Raw genomic sequence first — 24,563 nt, 5'->3', positions numbered from 1 at the left:
CGCTTCCGGCGTGGATCCGTCAGACACCGGCCGGTCCTCGATGGGCCCGTCGGGTGAGGATCCTCCGAACGCCGGGGCGCCGAAACGCCGTCCGACGGTCGATCCCGTCGGCTCGATCGACGCGTTCGGCAGTCGCTGGCGGGTCTCGACGACCACGGAGGGGGCCATCAGATCCGGACCTCCTCCTCGCGCTCGATGCCGGCCTCGCGGGCGAACCGCTCGACGTCGCCGGCGGTAACCTGCCGCTTGCCGGCGCCGTACTCCTTGACCCGCTTCGTGATCTCGCGGACCTCCCCGTCGCTGGGGTCGAAGCCGGCCTCGACCAGGTGCTTCCGCACGCTGTGGGTGCCCGTGTGCTTGCCGAGCACGAACTCGCGTTCCGCACCGACCATCTCGGGCGTCATCACGCCCGTCTCGAACGTGTCCGCGTTCTCGATCACGCCCGCGGCGTGGATGCCCGACTCGTGGGCGAACGCGTTCCGGCCGGTGACGGGCTTGTTCGCCGGCACCGGGATGTCCGAGGCGTCCTCGACGATCCGGGCCAGCTTCGTGATCTGGGTCGTGTCGATGCCGGTGTCGACGCCGTACACCGACTCGACCGCCATCACGACCTCCTCGTAGGCCGCGTTGCCGGCGCGCTCGCCGATCCCGTTGACCGACACCTGCGCCTGCTCCGCGCCGTTCTCGAAGCCCATGACCGCGTTCGCCGCGGCCATCCCGAAGTCGTCGTGGGTGTGGACGTCGACGCGGGCGTCCGTCGCCTCGACGACCGCCTTCACGGTCTTCCCGAAGCTCGTCGGCATCGCGACGCCGCACGTGTCCGGGATGTTGATCCAGTCGGTGCCGGCATCGCTGACCGCCTCGACGATCTCCGTCAGGTAGTCGGGGTCGGTCCGCGTGGCGTCCATCGGGGAGAACATGCACTCGACGCCGGCGTCTTTCACCTGCTCGACGGCGTCGACCGCGCGTTCCTTCGCCTCCATGCGCGTCGCGTGCATGGAGTCCTCGAGTTGGACGTCGCTCGTCGAGACGAACACGTGGACCATCTCCACGCCCGAGTCGATGGCGGCGTCGATGTCGCCCTCGACGACGCGGGCGAGCCCACAGACGGTCGTGTCCGTCGCGGCGGCGATATCGCTCACGGCCTCGAACTCCGCCTCGGAGTTCACCGGGAACCCTGCCTCGATGACGTGGGTCCCCATGTCGTCCAGCGTCGCCGCTATCTCTCGTTTCTCGTCGTAGCTGAACGAAGTACGTGGTGACTGTTCGCCGTCTCGTAACGTCGTGTCGAAGATCCGTACAGGACCGATTTCGATGTTAGAAGCTATCGTGCCCTGGAAGAACTCGATCCGCCGGGGTGTCCGACGAAGCCTCCGTGATGTCTGTCATCGACTGACAGCAGAACGTTTGTCTACTTAAGGGTTACGTCCCGATCGGGATCCGATCGTTCGATCACTCACGCTCGCGTTCGGAGCGAATGGCGGGAGAATCCCGGCGAGAGGTGGTCGGTGCCGAAAACATCGAAGAGGGAGAAGGATCGACGAGGGAGGAGGATCGAAAGAGCGTGGTGTCGAGTTGCGGGCGAGTCACATGCCCATGTCGGCCGCGGCCTCCGGCACGGGGAGGTCGTGAACCGCGACGCCGAGCAGCTCGGCGGCGTGGTCGAGCGCCATGTCGAACCCGTAGTACCGCTCCAGTTCGTCGCCGTCCGGCCCGGTTCGGACCTTGAGCATGGCGTAGCCCTCGCGGTTCTGTGCCACGGTCGCCGTCCGCCCGTCCGCGGAGAACGTGAGCAGCCGCTCGGCCTCGGTCTCCTCGTAGCGGGCGGCGATCCCCGCCGACTCGGCGGTCGCCGTCGTGTCCGTCATACGCGACGTTGGACCCGAACCCTGTCGTATCTGTCGGTCCTCGATACGGACCGGGAACTCACCGCGGATCCCACCCGTGGAACGTCGTCCCCGACTCCAGCTCGAGGTCGAACGCGCGGATGAGCCCGCCGAGCGCGGCGTACCCCTGCGCGGTGGCGGCGATCCCGACGACCTCGTCGTCGTCGTACAGCGCCGCGATCGACTCGTGGGTGACGGCGTCGACGTCCGCCTCGACGACGGCGCGGACGTACTCGACGAGCGTCCGCTCGTCGCCGTCGAGCGCGGCCAGGTCGTCGGTCCCGATCCCGGCGATGGCCGCGTCGTCGATGCCGACGTCGCGCGCGATGTTGACGTGCTGGTGCCACTCGTAGCGGTTGTCGATCGCCGCCGCCGTCGTGAGGATCGTGAGCTCCCGCTCGCGGTCGGAGAGCCCGCTGTCGTGCCACAGCGAGCGCAGGAACGCCCGCATCCCCGCGAGCACCGCCGGGTTGTTGCCGAGCGAGCGGTACACGTTGAGCGGCTTTCCCTGAAGCACCGACTCCAGCAGCTCCTCGTGTTCGTCCGGGACGTCCGACGCCTCGACGTACGGAACGCGTGCCATGTCTCCGACGCCAGCTCCCGGCGAGTTAGCTGTACGTGATTCGGCCGCGTTGGCCGCGACCGTCGGCTCGTCGTTTCGGCGGAGAGAGATCGGCGGAGAGAGATCGGCCGCCGATGGGAAGCTTAAGGGGCGGCACGCTCCAAGCGTCGGCAATGGCTACGGAGGTGTCGCGTCGGCGGGCGTGGGTGATCGCCGCGCGACCACAGACGCTGCCCGCGGCGGCCGCCCCGGTGATCGTCGGCGTCGGGCTCGCGATCGGGGCCGGGACGTTCGCCCCGCTCCCGGCGCTCGCGGCGTTCGTCGGCGCGGCGCTGATCCAGATCGGGACCAACTTCGCGAACGACTACTACGACGCGATCCAGGGCGCGGACACCGACGATCGCGAGGGGTTCACCCGCGTCGTCGCCAGCGGCCTCATCGAGCCGACGGAGGTCAAACGCGCGATGTGGCTGACGTTCGCGGCCGCGATCGGCGTCGGCACGTACCTCGTCTACGTCGGCGGCGTTCCGATCCTCGTCATCGGGCTGGCGTCCGTCGCCGCGGGCATCGCCTACACCGGCGGCCCCTACCCGCTGGGGTATCACGGCCTCGGCGACGTCTTCGTCTTCGTCTTCTTCGGGCTGATCGCGGTCACGGGGACCTACTACGTCCAGGCGGCCTCGCTGGTGGGTGGAGCGTTCCCGCTGTGGGTCCCCGACGGAACCGTCACGCTCGCGGCCGCGGTCGCCAGCCTCCCGGTGGCCGCGCTCTCGACGAACATCCTCGTCGTCAACAACGTCCGCGACCGCGAGGAGGACGGCGAGACCGGCAAGCGGACCCTCGCCGTCCGGTTCGGCTACCGGTTCTCGCGGGCCCAGTACGTCGGCCTCCTCTCGCTCGCGTACGCGACCCCGTTCTGGTTCTACGCGAACGGGGACGGCCTCGCTTCGCTCCTCCCGCTCGTCACCCTCCCGCTCGCGGTCGCCGTCGCCCGAACCGTCCTGACCGAGACCTCCGGCGACGCGCTCAACCCGGCGCTGGAGTCGACGGGGAAACTGCTCGCGGCGTACGCGGTCGCGTTCGCCGTCGGCCTCGCGGTCTGATGCGGCTCCGCCCCTTCTCCCTCGCGCTCGCGAGTCCCCTGCGAACCGCCCGCGAGGAACTGACCGAACGGGAGGGGTTCCTCGTCGCGGTCGGGGGTCCCAAGGCCGACGGAGAGGCGTTCGGAGACGCACGCACGACCGGGATCGGCGAGGCGACGCCGCTGCCCGGCTGGACCGAGTCGCTCCCGGCGTGTGAGGCCGCCCTCCGCGAGGCGGCCGCGGAGCCGACCCGTCAGGGAGCCGTCCTCGCCGATCTCGATGCCCGCGAGACGCCCGCCGCCCGCCACGGACTCGCGCTCGCGCTCGACGACGCGGCCGCCCGCGACGCCGGCCGGTCGCTGGCCGCCCACCTCGCGGAGCGCGTTCGCCGCGTCGACCGATCGGAACTCCCGGAACCGGCCGGCTCCGTCCCGGTGAACGCCACGGTCGGAGACGGCGCTCCGGAGTCGACGGCGGCGGCCGCGGAGCGCGCGGTCGAGGACGGCTACCGCTGTCTGAAGGTGAAAGCGGGCGCACGCACGCTGGAGGAGGACCTCGACCGGCTTCGGTCCGTGCGGCAGGCGGTCGGTCCGGCGATCGCCCTCCGCGTGGACGCGAACGGCGCGTGGAACCGGTCGAGCGCCCGGCGCGCGCTCGACCGGCTGGAGCCGCTCGATCCCGCGTACGTCGAACAACCGCTGCCGGCGGCGGACCTCGCCGGGACCGCCGACCTTCGCGCGGCGAGCGACGTGCCGATCGCGCTCGACGAGTCGCTCGCGGAGCGGTCCGTCGAGGCCGTCCTCGATTCGGACGCCGCTGACGTGCTCGTTATCAAGCCGATGGCGCTCGGCGGGCCGGACCGCGCGCTCGACGCGGCGCTTCGGGCGCGAGAGAACGGGGTCGATCCGGTGGTCACGACGACGATCGACGCCGTCGTCGCGCGGACCGCGGCCGTCCACGTCGCGAGCGCGGTTCCGGACGTCCTCCCCTGTGGACTCGCGACCGCCGAGCTGCTCTCTTCGGACCTTGCGGCCGACCCCTGCGCGATCGACGGCGGCCGGATAGAGGTACCCGACGGTCCGGGACTCGCGGACGGCACGTTCGACGGGCTGCTCTGAGAGATGACCCGCCGTCGGGACCGGCGGGCGCTAGTGGAACCCGCGGTCCACGTCGTCCTCGTCGATCAGGTCGTCGAGCTCCACCGAGAGCAGCTCCTCGGCCTCCTCGAAGGTGTCGCCGAGCTCGTCGAGCTCCTCCGGACGCCCGTCGAACTCGTAGTCCATGGGGCCGAACGCGGGCGAGTCGATCGCCTCCATCACGTCCTCGAAGAGGTGGTCGGGCTTCGTGGGGGCCTCGGCGTGGACCTTCAGCGTCTCCTCCAGGCGGGTGGCCACGTCCTTCGCTTCGTCCTCGTCCTCGGGTGGCGACCGCACCGCGAACCGCCCCGGCGACCCCTCGTCGGGGAGCAGCGGGTCGAGGTCGTCGTCGACCTTCCGGGCGACACGGGCCCCCACTCCGCGGAGGTCGCGCGGGTTCTTCGCGTACGTCTTCAGGTGGTAGACGCCGACGCTCGGGTGGCCGAAGTAGAGGTCCTCGCCGAGCCCCCCGCGTCGGGAGCCGGCGACGGCGCGCCAGCCGTCCGGGTCGGTCGAGTCGCTCGCGACGTCCGCGAGGATCTCCTGCCAGTCGCGTACGCGCATGTCGGCGTCAGCTTGCGCCGGAGCCCGCATGAGCGTGTCGGTCGCGGCGACCGGGCCGGGGGGACGCGTCCGACCGTCCGGCCCGATATCGTCGCTCGTATCCGACCCGCTTCACCGCTCGTACACCGGCTTTCGACGCTCGCGCGTGTAGGAGTACGACTCCCAGGCGATCAACAGCGAACCGCCGATCAGGAAGAGGTACGCGAGCGGCGCGTCGGCCCCGGCGATCAGGTCGGCCGAGCCCCAGAGGACGAGGACGCCGTAGAGCGCGATCCGGAATCGGGGGGTGTCGTACCCCTCGCGGAACGTCCCCCAGAGCACGACCGCCGCGATGTAGAGGCTGACGATAGCGTCGCCGACGGCCGCGGTTCCCGCGGTCTCGACCCGGAGGTAGGCGCTCGCGACGGACAGCGCGGCCAGCACGACGACGAACCCGACGACGAGCGGTCGTCCGTATCGGTCGTACAACGAATCGCTCATGTCCGCCTCCACGCGGCGGGGGCTAAGGAACCCTCGGGTTCGGCTCGAGGGGCGTCGGTCGATCCCCCACACCGACAGCGTTTTTCGCCGCCGCCGAGGAGGGGTGTCGTGAACGTTCGGGGACCGATCGTCTCCGTCGGGGAGGCGCGGACGGTGTCGACGTCGTACGGCGAGCGCGAACTTCGCGAGCTTCGAGTCCGCCCGGAACGCGGTGCGGGCGACCCGGTCGACGTGACCCTGTGGGGCGACTGGACGGAGACGGCCGAGCACGCCGAGCCCGGCATGGACTTGCTCGTGGTCGACGCCGAGGAGGACGACTACGGCGGGGAGACGGGGTACGCGACCACGGGCGACTCGTGGGTCGTGCTCGAGCCGGACTTCCTCGTCGACGTGACCGGGATCCGGTCGTGGGTCCAGTGTCCGCGGATGTACTACCTCAACAAGCTCTCCGGGATCCCGCTCAACTACCCCGTCGTCAAGGGAACGGTCGTCCACGAGGTGTTCGGCGACCTGCTCCGCGGGATGGACCTCGAGGAGTCCGTGCGCGACCGCGTCGAGGAGGCGGGGCTCGAACTCGGCCTGCTCGGCTACGAGACCGCGGAGGTCGAGGACGAGGTCCGGCGCAACGCGGCCGCCATCGAGGGCTGGCTCGCGCAGGGCACGCTGACCGACGAGGACACCTGGCGGTCGGAGTTCACGCTCCTCTCGCCGAGGTTCGGGCTGAAGGGGCGCGCCGACGCGCTCCGACGCGGGACTCCCGTGGAGCTCAAGACGGGCAAGAACACGAACCGGGAGCCGCGGTTCCAGGACAAGATCCAGGCGGCCTGTTACGCCCTCATGCTCGACGAGCGCGGCGTCGACCCCGACATCGGAACCCTGCTGTACACCAAGAACACCGCCCTCGACCGCAACGAGGCGTCGGGCGATCTCGCGCCGGCAAAGGAGTTCACCGTCGGCGACGGACTGCTGAAGTTCGTCGTGCGCGAGCGCAACGCCCTCGCCGCGATGGAGTGGCGTGCGCTCAACGACCCCGGCGAGCGTCCGACCGTCCCGACCGGACACGAGGCCGACGCGAACTGCAACTACTGTTTCGAACAGGACACCTGTATGGTCGTCTCCGGTCGCCTCGACCAGGAGTCGAAGGCGGGGCAGGTCGGGTCGCCCGTCCCCGAGGAGGAACGCGGCTACTTCGACCGGTTCTACACCGCCATCGAGGAGGAACGTCGCGAGACCCACGCCGAGTACCGGAAGCTCTGGGAACAGTCCCCCGAGGAACGCGCGGCCGACGACCGCGCCCTGATCGACCTGGAGCCCGTCTCGCGGACCGAGATCGACGACAACCGCTGGGAGCTTCGGGCCCGGAAGCCGGACGACGCGGTCTCGAAGCTCCGCGAGGGCGACGTGGCGCTCGCGAGCGACGGCGACCCCGTGACCGGCCACGCGGAGCTCGGCCGGATCCGCGAGCTGGGGGACGAGGTCGTCGTCGAGACGGACGAGCCGGTCGACCTCCGGCGGCTCGACGTCTACCCCTCGGAGATATCGGTGGACCGAATGCTCACCGCCCTCCACGACGCGGTCCTCAAGGGCGACGAGCGACGGAAGGACGTGATCTTCGGGCGGAGGGAGCCGACGTTTGGAGGCCCGTCGGACCGTCCGGCTGAAGATTCCGGGTCCGATGATTCCGACGTTCCCGACGCCTACATCGACAACAACGCCGCCCAGAACGACGCGGTCGAGCTCGCCGTCGACGCCGAGGACTGTGCGCTGATCCACGGCCCGCCGGGGACGGGAAAGACGTACACCATCGCGCGGACGATCCGCGCGCTCGTCGCCGACGGCAACCGCGTGTTGCTCGCGGCGTTCACGAACCGCGCCGTCGACAACGCCCTCGAGGCGCTTCGTGACCAGGGATTCGGAGACGTCCTCCGCGTCGGCTCGGAGACCGGCGTTCGCGCCGACATGCAGGACGTGCGGCTGATCGAGCGCGGCGATCCGAACCGGAAGGCGGCGGAGCTTCGGGACGCGTCCGTCGTGGCGGCCACGACCGCGGCCTGCGGCTCCCGCGTCATGCGCGAGTGCGAGTTCGACGTGGCGCTCGTCGACGAGGCCTCACAGCTCACGGAGCCGAGCACGCACGCCGCGATCAACCTGGCCGACAGGTTCGTGCTCGTCGGGGACCACGAGCAGCTCCCGCCGGTCGTGCGGGCGGAGAACGACCTACGGACCTCGCTCTTTCAGCGGCTCATCGAGACGTACCCGAACGCGAGCGTCATGCTCGACCGCCAGTACCGGATGAGCCAGCGGATCCAGGCGTTCGCCTCGGCGGAGTTCTACGACGGCGCGTTGCGTCCGGCGACCCCGGCGGTGGCCGGCCAGCGGCTGAGCGATCTCGGCGTGGACCCGGACGCGCTCGCGCCCGAGTTGACCGGCGGCGTGGGATTCGTCGACCCCGACGGCGAGCGCGACGGCAACCGCAACGTCCGGGAGGCCGAGCGGGTCGCCGGGATCGTCGACGCCTACCTCGCCGCCGGCGTCGACCCGGACGAGATCGGCGTCATCGCCCCGTTCCGCGCGCAGGTCGCGGAGATCGGCCGGCGGACCGACGTGACCGTCGACACCGTCGACCGGTTTCAGGGCTCCTCGAAGGAGGTGATCGTGGTCTCGTTCGTCGCGACCGGCGACCTCGACGGCCCGATATTCGAGGACCACCGCCGGGTGAACGTCGCACTCACCCGCGCGAAAAAGCAGCTGACGCTCGTCGGCGACGCCGCGGCCCTCGCCTCCGATCCCTTCTACGGACGGATGCTCGAGTGGGCGCGGCGATAGGGTCGACCGCTGGAAGTGATGGCTGCCACGGTGTCGACCGTCACAACACCGCTTCGAGCGCGTCCATCGTCTCGTCCACGCGCTCGACGCGTGCGGCGTGGCCCATGTGCCCGACGCGCAACACGTCGTCGGCGAGCTCGCCGAGGCCGGTCGCGACGAGCACGTCGTGGTCCTCGCGGAGCCGACGCTGGAGCACCCCCGCCCGACCCGGGACCTCGAAGGCCGTCACCGTCGGCGACGCTCGCTCGGGGTCGGGAAACGGCTCGAGCCCGAGCTCCGCGCCGCGCTCGCGACAGCGCGCCGCGGCCGCCTCGTGACGGGCGTGGACGTCGTCGATCTCCTCCTCGAGCAGCAGCGAGAGGGCCTCCGACAGCGCCACGACGTTCGTCGTGAGGTGGGTGTAGGGAAATCCATCGTCCGTGTCGCGCCACGGGAGGAAGTTCGTGTACAGCGAGTGCGGGTCGCGGGCCTCCATCGCCGTCCACGCGCGGTCGCTGATCGCGGCGGTCGTGAGCCCCGGCGGCGCGCTGAAACACTTCTGTGAGGCCCCCAGACAGACGTCGATCCGCTCCGTGGGAACGGGCGTCCCGCCGAGCGAGGAGACGGCGTCGACGACGGTGAGTATCTCCCGATCGGCCGCCTCGAGCCGGTCGAGCACGGGTCCGAGGTCGTTGAGCGTCCCCGTGGGCGTCTCGCAGTGGACCATCGTCGCGACGTCGAACGCGGCGTCGTCGTCCGCGAGCGCGTCCTCGAGAGCCGCGATCGGGAGCGGCTCGTCGTAGGGGGCGTCGACCACGGTCGCCTCGCCGCCGTACGACTCGACGAAGTCGGCGAAGCCGTCGCCGTAGAGCCCGTTCGACAGACACAAGACCTCGGTTCCGGGCTCGACCAGGGAGGCGATCGCGGCCTCCAACCCCAGGATCCCCTCGCCGCCGGGGACGACGACGTCGTGTGAGTCAGTCCCGTCGACTCCGTACACCGCCGCCAATCGATCGACGAGGTCGGTGTAGATCCCCCGAAACGCGGGGTCCACGTCGGGGTTGATCAGCTCGCGGCTCATCGCGTCGCGGACGGACTCTGGGACCGCGGTCGGTCCCGGCGTCATGAGCATACGTCGTCACTCGTCGCCGCCGGGATAAACGCCCCGGCGGAAACGAGATCGAACGGACTCGGGGGTAGCGCCGCTCTCACGGCGTGGGTCCCGCCGAAAGCCAAAAGCCGGTCGCTCACGGAGGGAACCCATGAACGAGCCCGGAACCGAGGGCGTGCTGTTGGACCAGGCGGCGCTCCACGATCGGCTCGAGGACGCCCCTGCCTGGCTCGCGGAACACTACCGCACGTTCCGCGATTCGATGCTGGGGGAGCGCGACGGGTCGCCGTTCCCGTGTTACTTCGGGATCGAGGTCGAACGCGAGGGTGACCTGCTGTACGCGGCGTGTGAGTCCACGACCGATCCCGCCGCACTCCTCCGGCTCCGCGACGTCCTCTACGAGTACCTCGAGACGTATCCGGACCACGCGGATCGGGCACCGCTCGCGGTGTTCTTCGCTCCCCACGAGGACGACGCCACGGAGGCCGACTACCACGAGGCGCTCTGGCACGTCCTCGAGTTCCTCCACGTCCACGATCCGGACCCCTGGCCCGAGGAGATCCCGACCGATCCCGACGACCCGTACTGGGAGTTCTGTTTCGGCGGCGAACCGCTGTTCCCGACCTCCCGGGCCCCCTTCTACGACGAGCGAAGGAGCCGCTACTCGCCGGTCGGCCTGGAGATCACCTTCCAGCCGCGGGCGGTCTTCGATGGGATCACGGCGGACACCGAGGCCGGCGAGCGCGCCCGCGACGCGATCCGCTCCCGGATGGAGGCGTACGACGGGGTCTGTCCGCACGCCGACCTCGGCGACTGGGGCACGGAGGGCGACCGCGAGTGGAGACAGTACCTCTTCCGCGAGGACGACGCGGAGAGCCCCGACGAGTGCCCGCTCCGACCGACCCGCGAGCATCCGAAGGCCCCCGCGGAGCTGCTCGAACGCGGCGCTTGGCGTCGCTTTTCGGGTTCGAACGCCGGTTCCGACGAGGCCGGAGGGTCGCCGGCGACCGTCCTGGGGGTCGGCGATGACTGATGCGGTCGGCTCGGAGGGAGCCACCTCACCCCCCGACGATGCCGTCCTACTCCTCATCGATTTCCAGACGGGATTCGACGAACCCGGGTGGGGCGAGCGAAACAATCCGGACGCCGAGGCGGTCGCGGCCGGCCTGCTCTCGCGCTGGCGCGCCGGCGACCGCCCGGTCGCACACGTCCGACACGCCTCGACCGAGCCGGAGTCCCCGCTTCAGCGCGACGCGCCGGGGTTCGCCTGGAAGGCCGAGACCGCCCCGGCCGACGGCGAGGCGACCTTCGAGAAGTCGGTCAACGGCGCGTTCCTCGGGACCGACCTCGACGACTGGCTACGTGAACACGGTCACGACACCCTCGTCGTCTGCGGACTCACCACCGACCACTGCGTCTCGACGACCGTCCGGATGGCGGAGAACCGCGGGTACGACGTGTACCTCGTCGCCGACGCGACCGCGACTCACGAACGCGAGGGACACGACGGGGAACGGATAGACCCGGAGACCTCCCACCGGGTCGCGCTCGCGCACCTCTCCGACGAGTTCGCGACGGTTATCGACGCAGCCGATCTCGGGTGAACGCGGCCGGCGTCGCTCGACCGCCACCGGGTCCGGAGGCGTCTCGACTTCAGAGGTGTCGTAACCCCTGCTCCAGGTCGGCGATCAGGTCGTCGGCGTTCTCGGTACCGATCGGTGCCCGGATCAGCGAGTCCGTGATACCGGACGCCAGCCGCTCCTCCTCCGGCACGTACGAGGCCGACATGCTGGCCGGGTGTTCGATCAGCGACTCGACGCTACCCAGACTGACGGCCAGGGTGAAGAGGTCGAGCGACTCGACGAACGCCCTCGCCTCCGCGGCCCCGCCGGCGATCTCGAAGGAGACGACGCCGCCGAAGCCGTCCATCTGGCGTGCGGCGAGCTCGTGTTGGGGATGGGCGTCGAGACCCGGGTAGTGGACCGCGGTGACGTTCCCGTGTTCCGAGAGGTATCCCGCGACGCGCTTCGCGTTCGCCTCGTGTTGACGCATCCGGAGCGGGAGGGTCTTGCTCCCGCGGAGGACGAGGTAACAGTCGAACGGCGGCATCGTCGCGCCGAGGGCGTACTCCTGGACGAACCGAACCCGTTCGGCGAGGGCGTCGTCGTTCGTCACGACCGCGCCGCCGATCGAGTCGGTGTGGCCGTTGAGATACTTCGTCGTGCTGTGGACCGAGACGTCCGCACCCAGCGAGAGCGGCCGCTGGAAGTACGGCGTGGCGAAGGTGTTGTCCACGGCCAGGAGGACGTCGTGTCGGTCGGCGATCCCGGCGATGGCCCCGATGTCGCACAGCTTTAGAAGTGGATTCGTCGGCGACTCCATCCAGAACAGCGTCGTCTCGGGGGTGACCGCGGCGGCGACGGCGTCCGCGTCGGTCGCGTCGACGTACTCGACGCTCACGTCGAAGTGCTCGGCGAGGTAGTCGTCGAAGAACACCTTCGTTCCGCCGTAGACCCCGTCGAACGCCACGACGTGGTCGCCCGAGTCCAGCACGCTCAGACACGTCGTCGAGATGGCGGCCATGCCGGAGGCGAACGTCATCGCGTGGTCAGCATCGCTCAGCGTCGCCACGCGACGCTCGAGCGCCGCACGGGTCGGGTTCCCCAGCCGGGAGTACTTGTACCCGTGGCTCGGGTCGCCGGCCTCGTCCATCGCGAACGTCGACGACAGGTGGATCGGAGACACGAGGTCCCCGGTCCCGCCGGGGCCGAGGTCGGGTTCCTCGCCGGCGTGGATCGCTTTCGTCTCGAAGGCGTCGTTCGAACGCTCCGGAGGATCGTTCATACGTCCCAACCGTGGAGAGGTCGCATATAGGTTCTCCCGCTGTCGCCGGAGGGGCGTTCGGACGGACGGTCCCCGTCCGAGACGAACTCGTTTTCGGGGACGGGATCGTCGTCCGCTTTTTCGGGACGGGATCGCCGGCGGCGACGGACGCGCCGCGCGCGTCACGGTGTGGCGGTTCGATAGCTCCGACCCCGGTCGACCCGCACGTTTTTCTCCCTACCCTCCCGAGGGATCGGTATGCAACGCGGCCGGCGGAAACCGGACTGGCTGAAGTCGCGTCCCCCCTCCGGCAGCCGGTTCACGGAGATCAAGAAGACGCTCCGCGACCGTGACCTCCACACCGTCTGTGAGGAGGCCAACTGCCCGAACATGGGCGAGTGTTGGTCCGGGGGCGCGAACGCCGCCGAGGGTGGCGCGAACGGACCGGGCACGGCGACGTTCATGCTCATGGGCGACCGCTGCTCGCGCGGGTGTAACTTCTGTGACGTCGAGACCGGCGGGATGGAGCCGCTGGATCCCGAGGAACCCGAGAACGTCGCCGACGCGGTCGCTGAGATCGGACTCGGCTACGTCGTCCTCACGTCCGTCGACCGCGACGACCTCGCGGACGGGGGATCCGCGCACTTCGCCGAGACGATCCGCGCGATCAAGCGTCGCGACCCCGGGATCCTCGTCGAGACGCTGATCCCCGACTTCGGGGGCGACCCGGACGCCGTCGACCGGATCATCGACGCCGGCCCCGACGTGATCGCCCACAACGTCGAGACGGTCGAGCGGCTCCAGTGGCCCGTTCGCGACCGGCGGGCGAACTACGAGCAGTCGCTCTCCGTGCTCGACCGGGTCGACCGCGAGTCCGAGGTTCACACGAAGACGAGCCTCATGCTCGGCGTCGGCGAGTACGACCACGAAGTGTATCGGACGCTCGGCGACCTCCGGGAGGTCGGCGTCGACGTCGTCACCTTCGGACAGTACCTCCAGCCGTCGCGCTCGCACCTCGACGTCTTCGAGTACGTCCATCCGGACGTCTTCGAGACGTGGCGCGAGGTGGCCGAGACGGAGTTCGACTTCCTCTACTGTGCGTCCGGGCCCATGGTCCGCTCGTCGTACAAGGCCGGCGAGCTGTTCGTCGACGCGCTCGTGCGCGAGGGGCGGTCCGCCGAGGACGCCAGGCGACGAGCGCGGGCGGCCGGCGGAGACTGAGCCGGAGCGGCCCGGCTCGGATCCGGTCCCGGATCAGATCCAATCCGGATCCGGCCCCGGCAGGCCGAGAACCGGCCTAGTACCCCTGTGCGTTCCCGTCCTTTCGCGGCTCGGTGGCGGCCGAGAGGACGCCGTCGCGGTTGCGGGTGATCTGTGCGCCACCGAACATGACCGGCGAGAGCGTCCGCACGTCGTGGTCCTTCCGGACGAGTTTCGCCGCGACGTCGTCGTCGAAGTGCGGCTCCAGCGCCAGCTCGCCGCTCTCGCGGTACCGCCACCGCGGCTCGTCGAGCGCGCGCTGGAGCGGCATCCCGTAGTCGACCAGGTTCGAGATGACCTGGACGTGCCCCTGCGGCTGCATGTACCCGCCCATCACGCCGAAGGCGGCCCAGTCGTCCTCGTCGAATCGGACGAGCCCCGGGATGAGGGTGTGGAACGGCCGCTTGCCCGGCTCGATGTGGTTCGGGTGATCGGGGTCGAGCGAGAACGACGACCCGCGATTCTGGAGGGCGATCCCGGTGTCCCCGGCGACGAGTCCGGAGCCGAACCCGGCGAACCGCGAGTTGATGTACGAGACCACGTTCCCCGCCTCGTCGGCCACGGTGAGGAGCACGGTGTCCGCGTCCTCGGCGTTCGCGTCGGGCACGCCGAAGCTCACGTCGTGGTTCGCGGTCTCGCCCACTTCGGCAGCGCGCTTGGCCGCCCAGTCCTTGGACCCGAGCGGCGGGTGGTCCTCGTACTCGGGGTCGGTGATGTAGCGGTGGCCGTCGTGGAAGGCGACCTTCAGCGCCTCCGAGAGGTAGTGGACGCGCTCGGCGGAGTCGTAGTCGTACTCGCCGGCACCGAGCTCCTCAGCGACGTTGAGCGCTTCGAGCGCGATGAGCCCCTGGTTGTTCGGCGGCAGCTCGTACACCTCCGCGCCGTTGTAGGTGGTCGAGACCGGCTCGGGCCACTCGACCTCGAAGCCCGCGAGGTCGTCGACGGTCATGAATCCACCGTGTGACTGGACCTCCGCCGAGATCGCCTCCGCGATCTCCCCTTCATAGACCACGTCGGCACCCTCCTCGGCGATCAGCTTCATCGACTCGCCGAGCTTCGGGAGAGTCACCGTTTGGCCGGTCGAGGGCGACTCCCCGTCGAACAGGAAGGCCTCGCGGGCGTTTCCGTCGGTGAACAGCTCCTCGGCGCTCTCCCAGTAAGAGGCGATGACCTCGCTGACCGGATACCCTTCCGTCGCGTACCGGATCGCCGGGGCGAGCGCGTCGGCGAGAGTGAGGCGTCCAAGCTCCTCAACCGTCGCCTCCCATCCACGCGCCGTGCCGGGAACGGTGACCGCGTGCGGGCCGTAGAAGGGCATCCCGGCCTCCTCGGTGTCGTCGACGGCATACCCCCCGTCGTCGGGGTAGTACGCGGAGATGTCGTCGGTCTCCCGAAGAGAGGCTTGAACGTTCTCGATCGTCGCGTCAGCGGGCGCGCCGCCGCAGGCACGCATCGCGCCCACGTCGCCGTCGGCGGTCCGGTACAGCGCGAACACGTCGCCACCCAGGCCGGTCGAGGTCGGCTCCACGACGTTGAGCGCGGCGGCCGTCGCTACCGCAGCGTCGAAGGCGTTGCCGCCGTTTCGCAGCGTCTCTATCCCTGCCTCGCTCGCGAGCGGCTGGCTCGTGGCGACGACGCCCCGTTGGCCGTGGACGGTCGATCGACGCGAGGTGAACCGGTCAAGGTCTGGCTCCATACCAGCCGTTGGCGGACGACTGGGTTAAATACCCCCCCGAATTGTTCCCGGCGGCTCCGACCGGATAGTTTCGGAGTGACGGTTATACCGACGGCCGTCACAGAGGTTCGTATGACGTTTTCCATTTGCGTTCAAGAGGAGACCGACGCCGGCACGGTGTACGGGGTCGCCGTAACGACCGACGCACCCGCCGTGGGCGCGCTCGCCCCGTACGTTAGTCGTCGCGGTGCCGTCAGTACGCAGGCGTTCGTCAACGTGCGCCTGGGTCGCCGCGGCATCGCGCTCCTCGAGGACGTGCCGCTCGAGCAGGCACTTTCGGGCGTCCTCGTCCGTGACGAGCACGACGGACTCCGCCAGCTCCACGGCGTCGCCGACGACGATGTCTTCGCGTACACCGGCGACGAGACCGACCCGTGGTCGGGCGATGAGACGTATCCTGAGGAGGGCGTCTCCGTTGCCGGCAACATGCTCGCCGGTCCCGAGGCGCTGCCCGCCGCCGCCGACGCATTTCTCGCGACGGATCCAGCTAACACGGTCGACGCCGGGCTCGTCCCCCGGCTGATCGATGCGCTCGCGGCCGGCGTCGAAGTCGGCGGCGACAAGCGCGGGCACAGCTCCGCCGCGGTGTGTGTGTCCGCGCCGAAGACGACCGCGTACCACGATCTCCGCGTCGACCACGCCGACGACCCGATAGCCGAGATCCGACGGGTGTACGAGGCCGCATACGACGCCAGCGACGGATTCAGCGAGGACTCGAAGGAGCGGATCTTCGATTAGCCGAGATCGGTTGTTATCGGGAGTCTCGGACGTTGCGTCCCGCCGTGTTCCGCGAGGGGCAACTATATGCTTCGTCGCCCCTGTCGATTCACTCGAGCGATCCATGTCGACACATGACTATCTACGGAACCCGCACGCGGAGGGCTACCTCTCCGTCGATCACAAGGAACTGTACTTTCGCCGGTTCGGCGACGGCGACGATGTCATGCTCGCACTCCACGGGGGGCCCGGCATGCCGCACGATTACCTCCTCCCGCTCTCTCGACATGAGTCGGACGACCTGAGCGTCGTACTGTACGATCAGTTCGGTGTCGGACGGTCGAGCCGTCCTGCCCCGGGCGACTTCGACGGATACACGATCGAAGCGTACCGTGAGGAAGTGGAGGCGGTCCGTCGCGAACTCGATCCGGACCGGTTCCTGGTGTACGGACAGTCGTGGGGTGGGATGCTTGCGCTCGAGTACGCGATCAAGTACGGCGAGAAACTGTCGGGACTGGTCCTCGCTAACACGCTCGCGGACACCGCGTCCGCGTACCGATCGATGCGGAACCACGCCGAGGACCTCCCGTCGGAACGGCTCGACGTGATCGAGGAACACGAGGCGGATCGGGCCTACGACGCGCCCGCGTACCTCGACGCGCTCGACGACGTCTACCGGTCCCACGTCTGTCGCCTCGAGGAGTACCCGCGCGCGGTCGAACACACCCTGGAGAACGTCAACACCGACGTGTACGGGCTGATGTGGGGGCCGAACGAGTACGTCCTGACCGAGACGGCCCGGCTCCGCGGCTGGGACGTGCGGGACGAGCTCGGGAGGATCGACGTGCCGACGCTCGTGCTCACCGGGACACACGACGAGATCGATCCGGAGATCGCAGTAGGGATCGACGACCGACTCCCCGACTCGCGGTTGGTCGAGTTCGACTCGAGCAGCCACATGCCGTTCTGGGAGCAGCCGGAGGAACACTACGGGACGGTCGAGACGTACCTCACGGAACGGCTCGAGTGAGGTGCGTTTATATCGGATGTCATGCTCCGTGTTCGTATGGACCACCCGGACGAACCGGAGACGGAGTACGGCTTCCTGGCCGAGGTGCTGACCGACGCGGACGCCGCGGCGTTCGTTCACGTCGCCGACCGCTTCGACGACGACCTCAGGTACCTCACGCGCTTCTCGGGCCCCGACCGAGCGTACGCGTTCGCGTATCACGACGGCGACGCCCTGCTCTTCCCGCCGTCCCTCTTCGACGAGCAGGCGGAACGGGAGTTCCCGGGGACGGCCGTCGTCGGCTACGGCGACCGGGCTGAACCGGATCCGGTCGATGCCGTGCTCGCCGTCCTCGCGGACCGCGACGTCGACGGGGCGGTCGCGGTTCCCCCCGCGATCCGCCACGACGTGTACGCCCGGCTCTCGACGGCGGGACACGAGGTCGTCACCACGGGTGCGGTCGAGAGCGCGCGCGAGCGCAAGACCGAACGGGAGCAACGTTGCTTGGAATCGGTCGAGCACGCGGCACAACGAGGGCTGGAACGTGCCGAGGCCGTCCTCGCCGAAGCGACCGTCGACGGCGACGTGACCCGCTGGGACGGCAACGTGTTGACGACGGAGGTCCTGCGTCGCGAGATCAACGCCGAACTCTCCCGACGGGGCGTGGACCCGTCCGGGAACTCCGTCATCGGCGCGGGGTCGACCTGCGCCGATCTTCACTTCACGGGAACCGACGGGATCCGACCCGGTGAGTCCGTACTGATAGACCTCTCGCCGCGCGGTCCACACGGGTACTACGGGGACGTCACGCGGACGTTCACGGTCGGCTCACCCGACCCGTGGGTCGAGACCGCCTACGACGCGGTCCTCGAGGCCAGAGAGACAGCGATGTCCGTCCTCGATGCGGGGGCCGGCGTCCGCGCGGCCGCGGTTCACGAGGCCGCCTCGGACGTGCTCTCGGAGGCCGGATACGGCGTCGGAGACGTCTCGACCGGGTTCTATCACGGTGTCGGCCACGGGATAGGGGTCAGCCTCCACGAGGGGCCGGGACTGACCGACGACCGCGAGCTACGGCCAGGCCACGTGGTGACGGTCGAACCGGGCGTGTACGACCCCGACCGGGGCGGCGTTCGCCTCGAGGACCTCGTCGTCGTCACCCGTGACGGGTTCGAGAACCTGGTCGACTACCCGCTCTCGCTGACCCCGCGAGCCGCCGACCCGTCCTGACCGTCGTCCGGTCCTTCCCGACTGTCGTCCGATCTCTCTCAATCGTCGTCCGCGCCGATCCGCCGTGGCTGTCCCGGCGCCGACGGGTCGAGCCGATGACAGCGCACGGCGTGATCGCTCGCGTGCCGGTGTTCCGTCGGCGTCCGACGTTCACACGGGGAGGGGAACGCCTCGGAGACGATCGACGCTGCTTCCTCGTCGTCCCCTTTCGCGAGCGCGGTCGCCGCGGACTCGATCGCCTCTCGTTTCCCTCCGGGAAGGTCCTCCGGCGATCCGGGGTAGGTATCCGCGATCACCTCCTCCGCGACCGCTTCGGTCGTAGCGCGGCCGCTTCTCGCCTCGAGATGCGTCTCGATGTTTTCGATGTCGATATCCTCCGAGAGCAGTTGGTTCCGGAACCGGAAGGCGGATCGAAACGCCTCTTTGGTTCCGGACCAGCCCTCGGGCGGAATGACGACCGGGCACCGCGTGTGGAACCGACACCCGCTGGGCGGATCCATCGGCGACGGCACCACGCCACGAAGCGTGATCCGGTCGGACCGTTCCTCCGGGTCGATCCGCGGCACCGACGAGAGGAGCGACTGTGTGTAGGGATGTTGCGGGCTCTCGAACAGCTCGTCGACCGGCGCGGACTCGACGATCTCGCCTAAGTACATCACCAGGACCCGGTCCGCGATGTACCGGACCACGCTGAGGTCGTGGGTGATGAACAGGATCGACAGCCCGAACTCCTCCTGGAACGTGCTGAGGAGGTTGAGTATCTGCGCCTGGACCGAGACGTCCAGGGCGCTCACCGGTTCGTCGGCGATGAGGACCCGCGGTTCCAACGCGAGCGCTCGAGCGATCCCGATCCGCTGTTGTTGCCCGCCGCTGAACTGGTGCGGGTATCGTTCCAAGTAGTCGGGGGAGAGCCCGACCCGGTCGAGCAGCGACCGCACGCGTTCCGTCCGGTCCGCGTCGTCCTCGCCGATACCGTGGACCTCCAACGGCGCCTTGATGATGTCGCCGACGGTCTGTCGCGGGTTCAACGACGCGAGCGGGTCCTGGAAGATCATCTGGATCTCCTTGCGGTACGGGAGCATCTCCTTGTCGGAGAGGCCGCCGATCTCGGTCCCACCCAGTCGGACTTCCCCGCCCGTCGGGTCATGGAGGTTGAGGAGCGTTTTCCCGAGCGTACTTTTTCCACAGCCGGACTCGCCGACGACCGCGACCGTTTCCTGCCGGCCGAGTTCGAAATCGACGCCGTCGACGGCCTTGACTTTCGAGGCGGGGCCGAGAAGCCGGTCAAGCATCCCGTCGGACTGATCGAAGTACTTCTTCAGTCCGTCCGCTTGGAGCAGCGGACCCTCGCTCGAGTTCCGGTCAGTATCCTCCACTCCGACGTCCGTCATATCGGTTTCACTCATTCTCGATCACCTCGCCGTCCACCGGCTCACGGCGGATACACGCCGCCTCGTGATCCTCGCTGCCGACACGTCTGAACGCCGGATCGACCTCGAAACACTCCTCTTTCGCCTCCGGGCAGCGCGGCGCGAAGTGACACGCGTACGGGATGTCTATCGGTTCGGGAACGGTCCCCGGGATGGGTTCCAACTCCTCTACCGCCGTCTCGACCTGCGGAGTGCTCGCGAGAAGCGCCTGCGTGTAGGGGTGCTGGGGGTTCGAGAACAGCTCCCGGGTGGTCGCCCGTTCGACCATCTCCCCGGCATACATGACGTTCACCCGGTCGCACGTCTCAGCGACCACCGCCAAGTCGTGCGTGATGAGTAGGATGGACGTATCGAACACCTCGAGAATGCTATGTAATTCCTCGAGGATCTGCGCCTGAATGGTCACGTCGAGCGCCGTCGTCGGCTCGTCGGCGATCAGGAGGTCAGGCTCACACGAGAGCGCGATCGCGATCATCGCGCGCTGGCGCATTCCACCGCTGAACTCGTGGGGATAATCCGTCGCACGGCTCTCCGGATGCGGGATCTGAACCGACTCCAGCATCTCTATGGCCCGGCGCCACGATTCGCTAGCTTTCGAGGCGCCGATTATCTTCCGTTTCATCTCCGCCGGAAGCGAGATCGATTCGCCGATGTCCTGATGGAGTCGGACGGTCTCCGCGATCTGTTCTCCCACGGTTATCGTGGGATTCAGGCTGTTCATCGGGTCTTGAAACACCATCGAGATCTCGTTGCCGCGGATCGTCGTCATCTCCGCTTCCGACTTCTCGAGCAGCGGTTCGCCCTTGAACAGCAGTTCGTCCGCGGTGATCTCACCGGGGTCCTCTACGAGCCGCATGACGCTCTGTGCGAGGACGCTCTTTCCGCTCCCGCTCTCGCCGACGAGCCCGACTATCTCGCCGTTGTCGATGTGTAAGTCGACACCGTTGACCGCGGTGACCGTCCCTCGAGGCGTCTCGAACTCCGTCCGGAGGTTCTCTATCTGCAGCATCGTCATTTCTCCGACACCTCCGATTGCTTGACATCGAACGCGTCCCGGAGGCTGTCACCGAACATGTTAAACGCCAGCACGACGACCATGATCGCCAGGCCGGGGAAGACGCTGATCCACCACGCCTGGTTGATGTACTGGCGCCCCTCCGCGAGCAACAGCCCCCAGGTCGGCGTCGTAGGTTTGACCCCGAGACCGAGGAAGGAGAGGGCCGCCTCCGCGATGATCGCAAGGGGGATCATAAGCGTCATCTGGACGATGATCGGCGCGACGGCGTTGGGGAGTATCTCCTTGGTCATGATCCGTCGGTCGCTCGTCCCGATCGCTCGGGCGGCGAGGACGTACTCCTCCTCCCGTATCGACAACACCTCCCCCCGAACCAATCGGGCGAAGTCGTCGATAAAGGCGACCCCGATCGCGATCACCACGTTCGTCACTCCGAGCCCGCCGAGGAACGCGATCAACCCTGCGGCGAGGATGATCGAGGGGAACGCCCACTGGAAGTCGACGTATCGCATCAACAACTCGTCGATCAGGCCGCCGTAATAGCCGGCTATCAACCCGATCGCGGTCCCCACGGTAAACGCGAACGCCACGGTCGTCAGCGCGACCAGAAGCGAGATCCGCGCCCCGAAGACGATACGAGTGAACAAGTCATGACCGAACGAGTCGGTCCCGAGCACATGCCACACTCGGTCGATCTCACCGTTGCCGGTGTAGTCACCCTCGGAATAGCTGTTCGGCTCCTGGTTGATTCCGAACGTTTCGTCCTGTTCGTACGGGGCGATCATCGGCGCGAACATCGCCGTGAACACGAACAGTAGCACCATCGTCGCGCCGAAGATCGCCTTCTTGTCGGAGAGGATCTGATCGCGTATTCGGCGATACACTCCCCTGTTTTCGGTCGATTCGACCGGCGATTCGTCGCGATACCGTCGAGCGATCCGTTCCCGTTCGTCGGGGTCGAGCGCGTCCGAGTCCGACCGGCCGGACGTAGTGTGATCGTTGCTCATGACGCCTCATCCCCGTAGCGGATCCGCGGATCGAGGAACGTGTAAATGATGTCGACTGAGAGGTTCATGAATACCATGATCGACGCGACGAGGAGGATCACCGCCTGGGTGACGGGATAGTTGCGATCGAGGATCGCGTCGACGAGGAGCCGACCGATCCCCTGAATACCGAAGACGAGTTCCACAGTGACGCTTCCGACGAGCACGAGCGCGATCTGGATCCCGGCGACGGTAACCACTGGAATGAGCGCGTTCTGCATCGCGTGTTTGTACAGCCTCGTGGTTCGACCGACGCCCTTAGCCTTCGCCGTCCGCATGTACTCCGCGTCGAGTACCTCGAGCAGCGAGGATCGCGTCATCCGCATCACCACGGCCGCGTACGGAACGCCGACGGAGATCCCGGGGAGAAGGATCCGACGGAACCACTCGACGATCCCGTCCTCCTGTAGCGGGGCGTATCCGACGATCGGGAGGACGCCCCACCAGACGCCGAAGACGAGCGCCAACAGGATGCCGATGAAGAACGCCGGCATCGAGAGTCCGAGGAAGGCCGCGACGGTCGCGACGTAGTCCGAGCGCTGCCCCTTTCGGGTCGCGCTGATGATCCCGGTCGGAAGTGCGATCCCGAGGCCGACGACGACCCCGATCAGCGCGATCGAGAGCGTCCGTGGGACGGCGCTTGCCATCATCACGCTGATCTGTTCGCCTGAGGTGAGGCTCTGTCCGAGATCGAACGTCACCAGGTCGATCATCCATTCGACGTACTGGACGTAGAGTGGCTGATCGAGACCGAGTTCAGCACGCATCCGGTTTACCGCCTCCTCGGTGGCCTCGGCACCCAGCATCGTCCGAACGGGCCCGCCGGGGATGGCCCGTAGCCCGAAGAACACCACCGTCGCTACCAGCCAAACGACGAACAGTGCGTTGAGGACGCGTTTAGCGATGTACTTTTTCATTTAGCGGTCACCGCGCGTCCTATTCATCCAACCATACAGGCTCGAATTTCCGGACGAACGCGGGGATGTGGACGAAGCCGTTCACCTCGTTGCGGATCCCACAGACGTCCTCCTGGTGTCCGATGAATCCGGAGGCTGCCTCCTGGATGAGGATGTCCTCGACCTCCCAGAGCGTTTCACGACGCTCCTCCTGATCGATCTGACGGCGTTGTTCGCCGAGGAGGTCATGGACCTCCTGGTTGCGGTACTGCGCCCAGTTCCAGACGCCGTCCTCCTCTGGCAGCCGGAAGAAGTTCCAGACCGACTCCTCGGGGTCGGGCTTGTCGACGCTTCCGCTGAGCAGGATGTCGAAGTCGCCGTCGTAGTCGAACCGCTCCCAGAACGTCGCGGAGGTCACCTGCTCGACTTCGGAGTCGAGGCCGACCGCGTTCAACTGTTGGTTCAGGACCCGCGAGGCACGCAGGTTCTCCGGGTTCGCGAGGATGCTGATGGTGGTGTCCATCGCACCGCTCTCCTCCAACAGCTCCCGCGCTTCCTCGGGTGCGTAGGCCTGATCGTCCGGTTTCTCTTCGGGCTCCCGCCAGATCCACTCGGGGCTCGGCGAGAAGACGCCGGGGTTCGCGACGCCGTAGTTGAAGTACGCGGACTCGACGAACGCCTCGTTGTCGATGGCCTTGGCGATGCCGAGGCGCGTCTCGAGGGCGTCGAACGGCTCGCGGGCGTGATTGAAGATCACGCCGGCCCACGTGTTCCCTATCGTACTGCTGACCCCGGCGTCCGGGCTGTCCTCGACTTCGGAGATGTTGCCCAACGGGAGGAGGTTCGTGAACTGGATGTCTCCCGACTGGAGGGTGTTCACGACGGTTCCGGGCTCGGGAATCAGACTGACGTCGACGCCGTCGAGGTACGGAAGCGAGTTGCCGTCCTCGTCCTCCCTGAAGTAGTCGTCGAACTTGTCGAGGATTATCTCCGATCCCGTGTCGTGGTTACTGACCTGGAACGGACCGGTACCCACGGGTTCGAGGTTGTACGCGTCGGCACCCATCTCCTCGAACGCGGTCTCGTTCACGATCGTCGCCGCGCGACCCGGACCGGTGGTGAGGAGCGCGAGCGCGGACGCGAGCGGTGCCTCCCAGTTCAACGCGACCGTGTAGTCGTCGATGACCTCGACGGCCCCGTCCTCGACCGCGATGAGTTCGTTCTCCAGGTTGTGGGGCGCCTCGCGTTCGATGTTCCGTTCGATCGTGTACTTGACGTCCTCGGCCGTGAAGTGGTCCCCGTTGTGGAACGACACGTCGTCGCGGAGGTCGAAGACCATCCTCGTCCCGTCGTTCTCGACGGTCCAATCCGTCGCTAGGTCCGGGACGATCTCCAGGTTCTCGTTGGCCATGACGAGCCCGTTGAAGATGTTGACCGAGAGCTGGAAGTAGATCCCCGTACTGATGTACGCCGGATCGAGGTTGCTGATGTCGCCGGTCCACCACGCTGCCTGAAGGCGCCCGCCGTACCGGTCCGATCCGCCGGACCCGTCGCCGGAGCCGTCGTCCCCGCTACCATCACCACCACTGCCCTCGTCGCCACCGCCCTCGCCGGCACAGCCCGCGAGTGCGCCCATCCCGGCCGCACCGAACACCTTCACCGCGGTCCGCCGGTCGACTTTAGGTCCTTCGAGATCTGCGGCGTCTATCCCGGCCTCCGAGATCGACGGACTGTTTGTGTTTTCTTCTGACATGAGTTTATGTGGTAAACGCCACCATA

Annotated in this window: 22 protein-coding genes; 9 read left to right on the top strand and 13 right to left on the bottom strand. The window is 68.1% G+C overall.

All coding sequences use genetic code 11. The annotated features are described in order from the left end of the window. Positions 1-167 precede the first annotated feature (167 nt). From EAO78_RS10865 to EAO78_RS10855, 3 genes are all read right to left on the bottom strand, one after another. Positions 168-1,349 (bottom strand): homocitrate synthase/isopropylmalate synthase family protein, encoded by a 1,182-nt coding sequence (locus EAO78_RS10865; protein WP_122105856.1) that lies wholly within the window; start codon positions 1,347-1,349, stop codon positions 168-170. A gap of 237 nt (positions 1,350-1,586) precedes the next feature. Beyond that, positions 1,587-1,868, bottom strand: coding sequence for a DUF7111 family protein (locus EAO78_RS10860; RefSeq protein ID WP_122105855.1), 282 nt, complete (start codon positions 1,866-1,868; stop codon positions 1,587-1,589). A gap of 58 nt (positions 1,869-1,926) precedes the next feature. After that, the gene (locus tag EAO78_RS10855) at positions 1,927-2,469 is read right to left on the bottom strand and encodes a carboxymuconolactone decarboxylase family protein (protein ID WP_122105854.1); all 543 of its coding nucleotides are present in this window, start codon (positions 2,467-2,469) and stop codon (positions 1,927-1,929) included. Positions 2,470-2,621: 152 nt separating this feature from the next. Between EAO78_RS10855 and EAO78_RS10850 the strand changes: the two genes are divergently transcribed. Together EAO78_RS10850 and EAO78_RS10845 are read left to right on the top strand one after the other, a co-directional pair. After that, complete coding sequence (locus tag EAO78_RS10850) at positions 2,622-3,551, top strand: 1,4-dihydroxy-2-naphthoate polyprenyltransferase (RefSeq protein ID WP_122105853.1); 930 nt, start codon at positions 2,622-2,624, stop codon at positions 3,549-3,551. After that, the gene (locus tag EAO78_RS10845; RefSeq protein ID WP_122105852.1) at positions 3,551-4,648 is read left to right on the top strand and encodes a mandelate racemase/muconate lactonizing enzyme family protein; all 1,098 of its coding nucleotides are present in this window, start codon (positions 3,551-3,553) and stop codon (positions 4,646-4,648) included. Before EAO78_RS10850 ends, EAO78_RS10845 begins: the two co-directional genes overlap by 1 nt. 30 nt (positions 4,649-4,678) lie before the next feature. Here the strand turns inward: EAO78_RS10845 and EAO78_RS10840 are convergent, their stop codons facing one another. Together EAO78_RS10840 and EAO78_RS10835 are read right to left on the bottom strand one after the other, a co-directional pair. Next, positions 4,679-5,230 (bottom strand): hypothetical protein, encoded by a 552-nt coding sequence (locus EAO78_RS10840; RefSeq protein ID WP_122105851.1) that lies wholly within the window; start codon positions 5,228-5,230, stop codon positions 4,679-4,681. Between the two features lie 111 nt (positions 5,231-5,341). Beyond that, positions 5,342-5,710 (bottom strand): hypothetical protein, encoded by a 369-nt coding sequence (locus EAO78_RS10835; protein ID WP_122105918.1) that lies wholly within the window; start codon positions 5,708-5,710, stop codon positions 5,342-5,344. Between the two features lie 108 nt (positions 5,711-5,818). On the opposite strand from EAO78_RS10835, the gene EAO78_RS10830 reads away from it, so the two are divergent. Continuing rightward, positions 5,819-8,536: an AAA domain-containing protein gene (locus tag EAO78_RS10830; protein ID WP_122105850.1), complete on the top strand. Its 2,718-nt coding sequence runs from the start codon at positions 5,819-5,821 to the stop codon at positions 8,534-8,536. Between the two features lie 40 nt (positions 8,537-8,576). On the opposite strand, the gene EAO78_RS10825 is transcribed toward EAO78_RS10830, so the two are convergent. After that, entirely contained in the window at positions 8,577-9,647 is a 1,071-nt protein-coding gene (locus tag EAO78_RS10825) for a pyridoxal-phosphate-dependent aminotransferase family protein (RefSeq protein ID WP_122105849.1), read from the bottom strand. A gap of 130 nt (positions 9,648-9,777) precedes the next feature. On the opposite strand from EAO78_RS10825, the gene EAO78_RS10820 reads away from it, so the two are divergent. Both EAO78_RS10820 and EAO78_RS10815 read left to right on the top strand, forming a co-directional pair. Continuing rightward, positions 9,778-10,659, top strand: a complete 882-nt coding sequence (locus EAO78_RS10820) for a YqcI/YcgG family protein (protein WP_122105848.1) — start codon at positions 9,778-9,780, stop codon at positions 10,657-10,659. Further along, positions 10,652-11,230: a cysteine hydrolase family protein gene (locus EAO78_RS10815; RefSeq protein ID WP_122105847.1), complete on the top strand. Its 579-nt coding sequence runs from the start codon at positions 10,652-10,654 to the stop codon at positions 11,228-11,230. Before EAO78_RS10820 ends, EAO78_RS10815 begins: the two co-directional genes overlap by 8 nt. Before the next feature lie 49 nt (positions 11,231-11,279). Here the strand turns inward: EAO78_RS10815 and EAO78_RS10810 are convergent, their stop codons facing one another. Then, the gene (locus EAO78_RS10810; protein WP_122105846.1) at positions 11,280-12,470 is read right to left on the bottom strand and encodes a trans-sulfuration enzyme family protein; all 1,191 of its coding nucleotides are present in this window, start codon (positions 12,468-12,470) and stop codon (positions 11,280-11,282) included. Positions 12,471-12,707: 237 nt separating this feature from the next. Between EAO78_RS10810 and lipA the strand changes: the two genes are divergently transcribed. Then, positions 12,708-13,670, top strand: a complete 963-nt coding sequence (gene lipA / locus EAO78_RS10805; RefSeq protein WP_122105845.1) for a lipoyl synthase — start codon at positions 12,708-12,710, stop codon at positions 13,668-13,670. A 76-nt stretch (positions 13,671-13,746) separates the two neighbouring features. Here lipA and ggt read toward each other — a convergent pair whose 3' ends face one another. After that, the gene (gene ggt / locus EAO78_RS10800) at positions 13,747-15,405 is read right to left on the bottom strand and encodes a gamma-glutamyltransferase (RefSeq protein ID WP_122105844.1); all 1,659 of its coding nucleotides are present in this window, start codon (positions 15,403-15,405) and stop codon (positions 13,747-13,749) included. 111 nt (positions 15,406-15,516) lie between these two features. Here ggt and EAO78_RS10795 point away from each other — a divergent pair, with 111 nt between their 5' ends. From EAO78_RS10795 to EAO78_RS10785, 3 genes are all read left to right on the top strand, one after another. Then, the gene (locus tag EAO78_RS10795) at positions 15,517-16,182 is read left to right on the top strand and encodes a DUF1028 domain-containing protein (protein WP_122105843.1); all 666 of its coding nucleotides are present in this window, start codon (positions 15,517-15,519) and stop codon (positions 16,180-16,182) included. Positions 16,183-16,285: 103 nt separating this feature from the next. After that, entirely contained in the window at positions 16,286-17,191 is a 906-nt protein-coding gene (locus EAO78_RS10790; protein WP_122105842.1) for a proline iminopeptidase-family hydrolase, read from the top strand. Between the two features lie 36 nt (positions 17,192-17,227). Further along, on the top strand, positions 17,228-18,397 hold the full coding sequence (locus EAO78_RS10785; RefSeq protein ID WP_122105841.1) for a M24 family metallopeptidase: 1,170 nt from the start codon (positions 17,228-17,230) through the stop codon (positions 18,395-18,397). Between the two features lie 38 nt (positions 18,398-18,435). Here the strand turns inward: EAO78_RS10785 and EAO78_RS10780 are convergent, their stop codons facing one another. From EAO78_RS10780 to EAO78_RS10760, 5 genes are read right to left on the bottom strand one after another with little or no spacing between them, the layout of a single operon-like run. Further along, positions 18,436-19,803, bottom strand: a complete 1,368-nt coding sequence (locus tag EAO78_RS10780) for an ABC transporter ATP-binding protein (RefSeq protein ID WP_238987669.1) — start codon at positions 19,801-19,803, stop codon at positions 18,436-18,438. Further along, the gene (locus EAO78_RS10775) at positions 19,796-20,836 is read right to left on the bottom strand and encodes an ABC transporter ATP-binding protein (RefSeq protein WP_238987668.1); all 1,041 of its coding nucleotides are present in this window, start codon (positions 20,834-20,836) and stop codon (positions 19,796-19,798) included. Before EAO78_RS10775 ends, EAO78_RS10780 begins: the two co-directional genes overlap by 8 nt. 2 nt (positions 20,837-20,838) lie before the next feature. After that, positions 20,839-21,849, bottom strand: a complete 1,011-nt coding sequence (locus EAO78_RS10770) for an ABC transporter permease (RefSeq protein WP_122105838.1) — start codon at positions 21,847-21,849, stop codon at positions 20,839-20,841. Then, on the bottom strand, positions 21,846-22,805 hold the full coding sequence (locus EAO78_RS10765) for an ABC transporter permease (RefSeq protein WP_122105837.1): 960 nt from the start codon (positions 22,803-22,805) through the stop codon (positions 21,846-21,848). Before EAO78_RS10765 ends, EAO78_RS10770 begins: the two co-directional genes overlap by 4 nt. 19 nt (positions 22,806-22,824) lie before the next feature. Next, positions 22,825-24,537, bottom strand: coding sequence for an ABC transporter substrate-binding protein (locus tag EAO78_RS10760; protein WP_122105836.1), 1,713 nt, complete (start codon positions 24,535-24,537; stop codon positions 22,825-22,827). Positions 24,538-24,563: the final 26 nt, after the last annotated feature.

The organism is Halobellus captivus (assembly GCF_003697845.1).
GTDB classification, from domain to species: domain Archaea; phylum Halobacteriota; class Halobacteria; order Halobacteriales; family Haloferacaceae; genus Halorubrum; species Halorubrum glutamatedens.
Note: the sequence above shows the minus strand (reverse complement) of the source record. Positions and strands in the feature narration are given on the sequence as shown.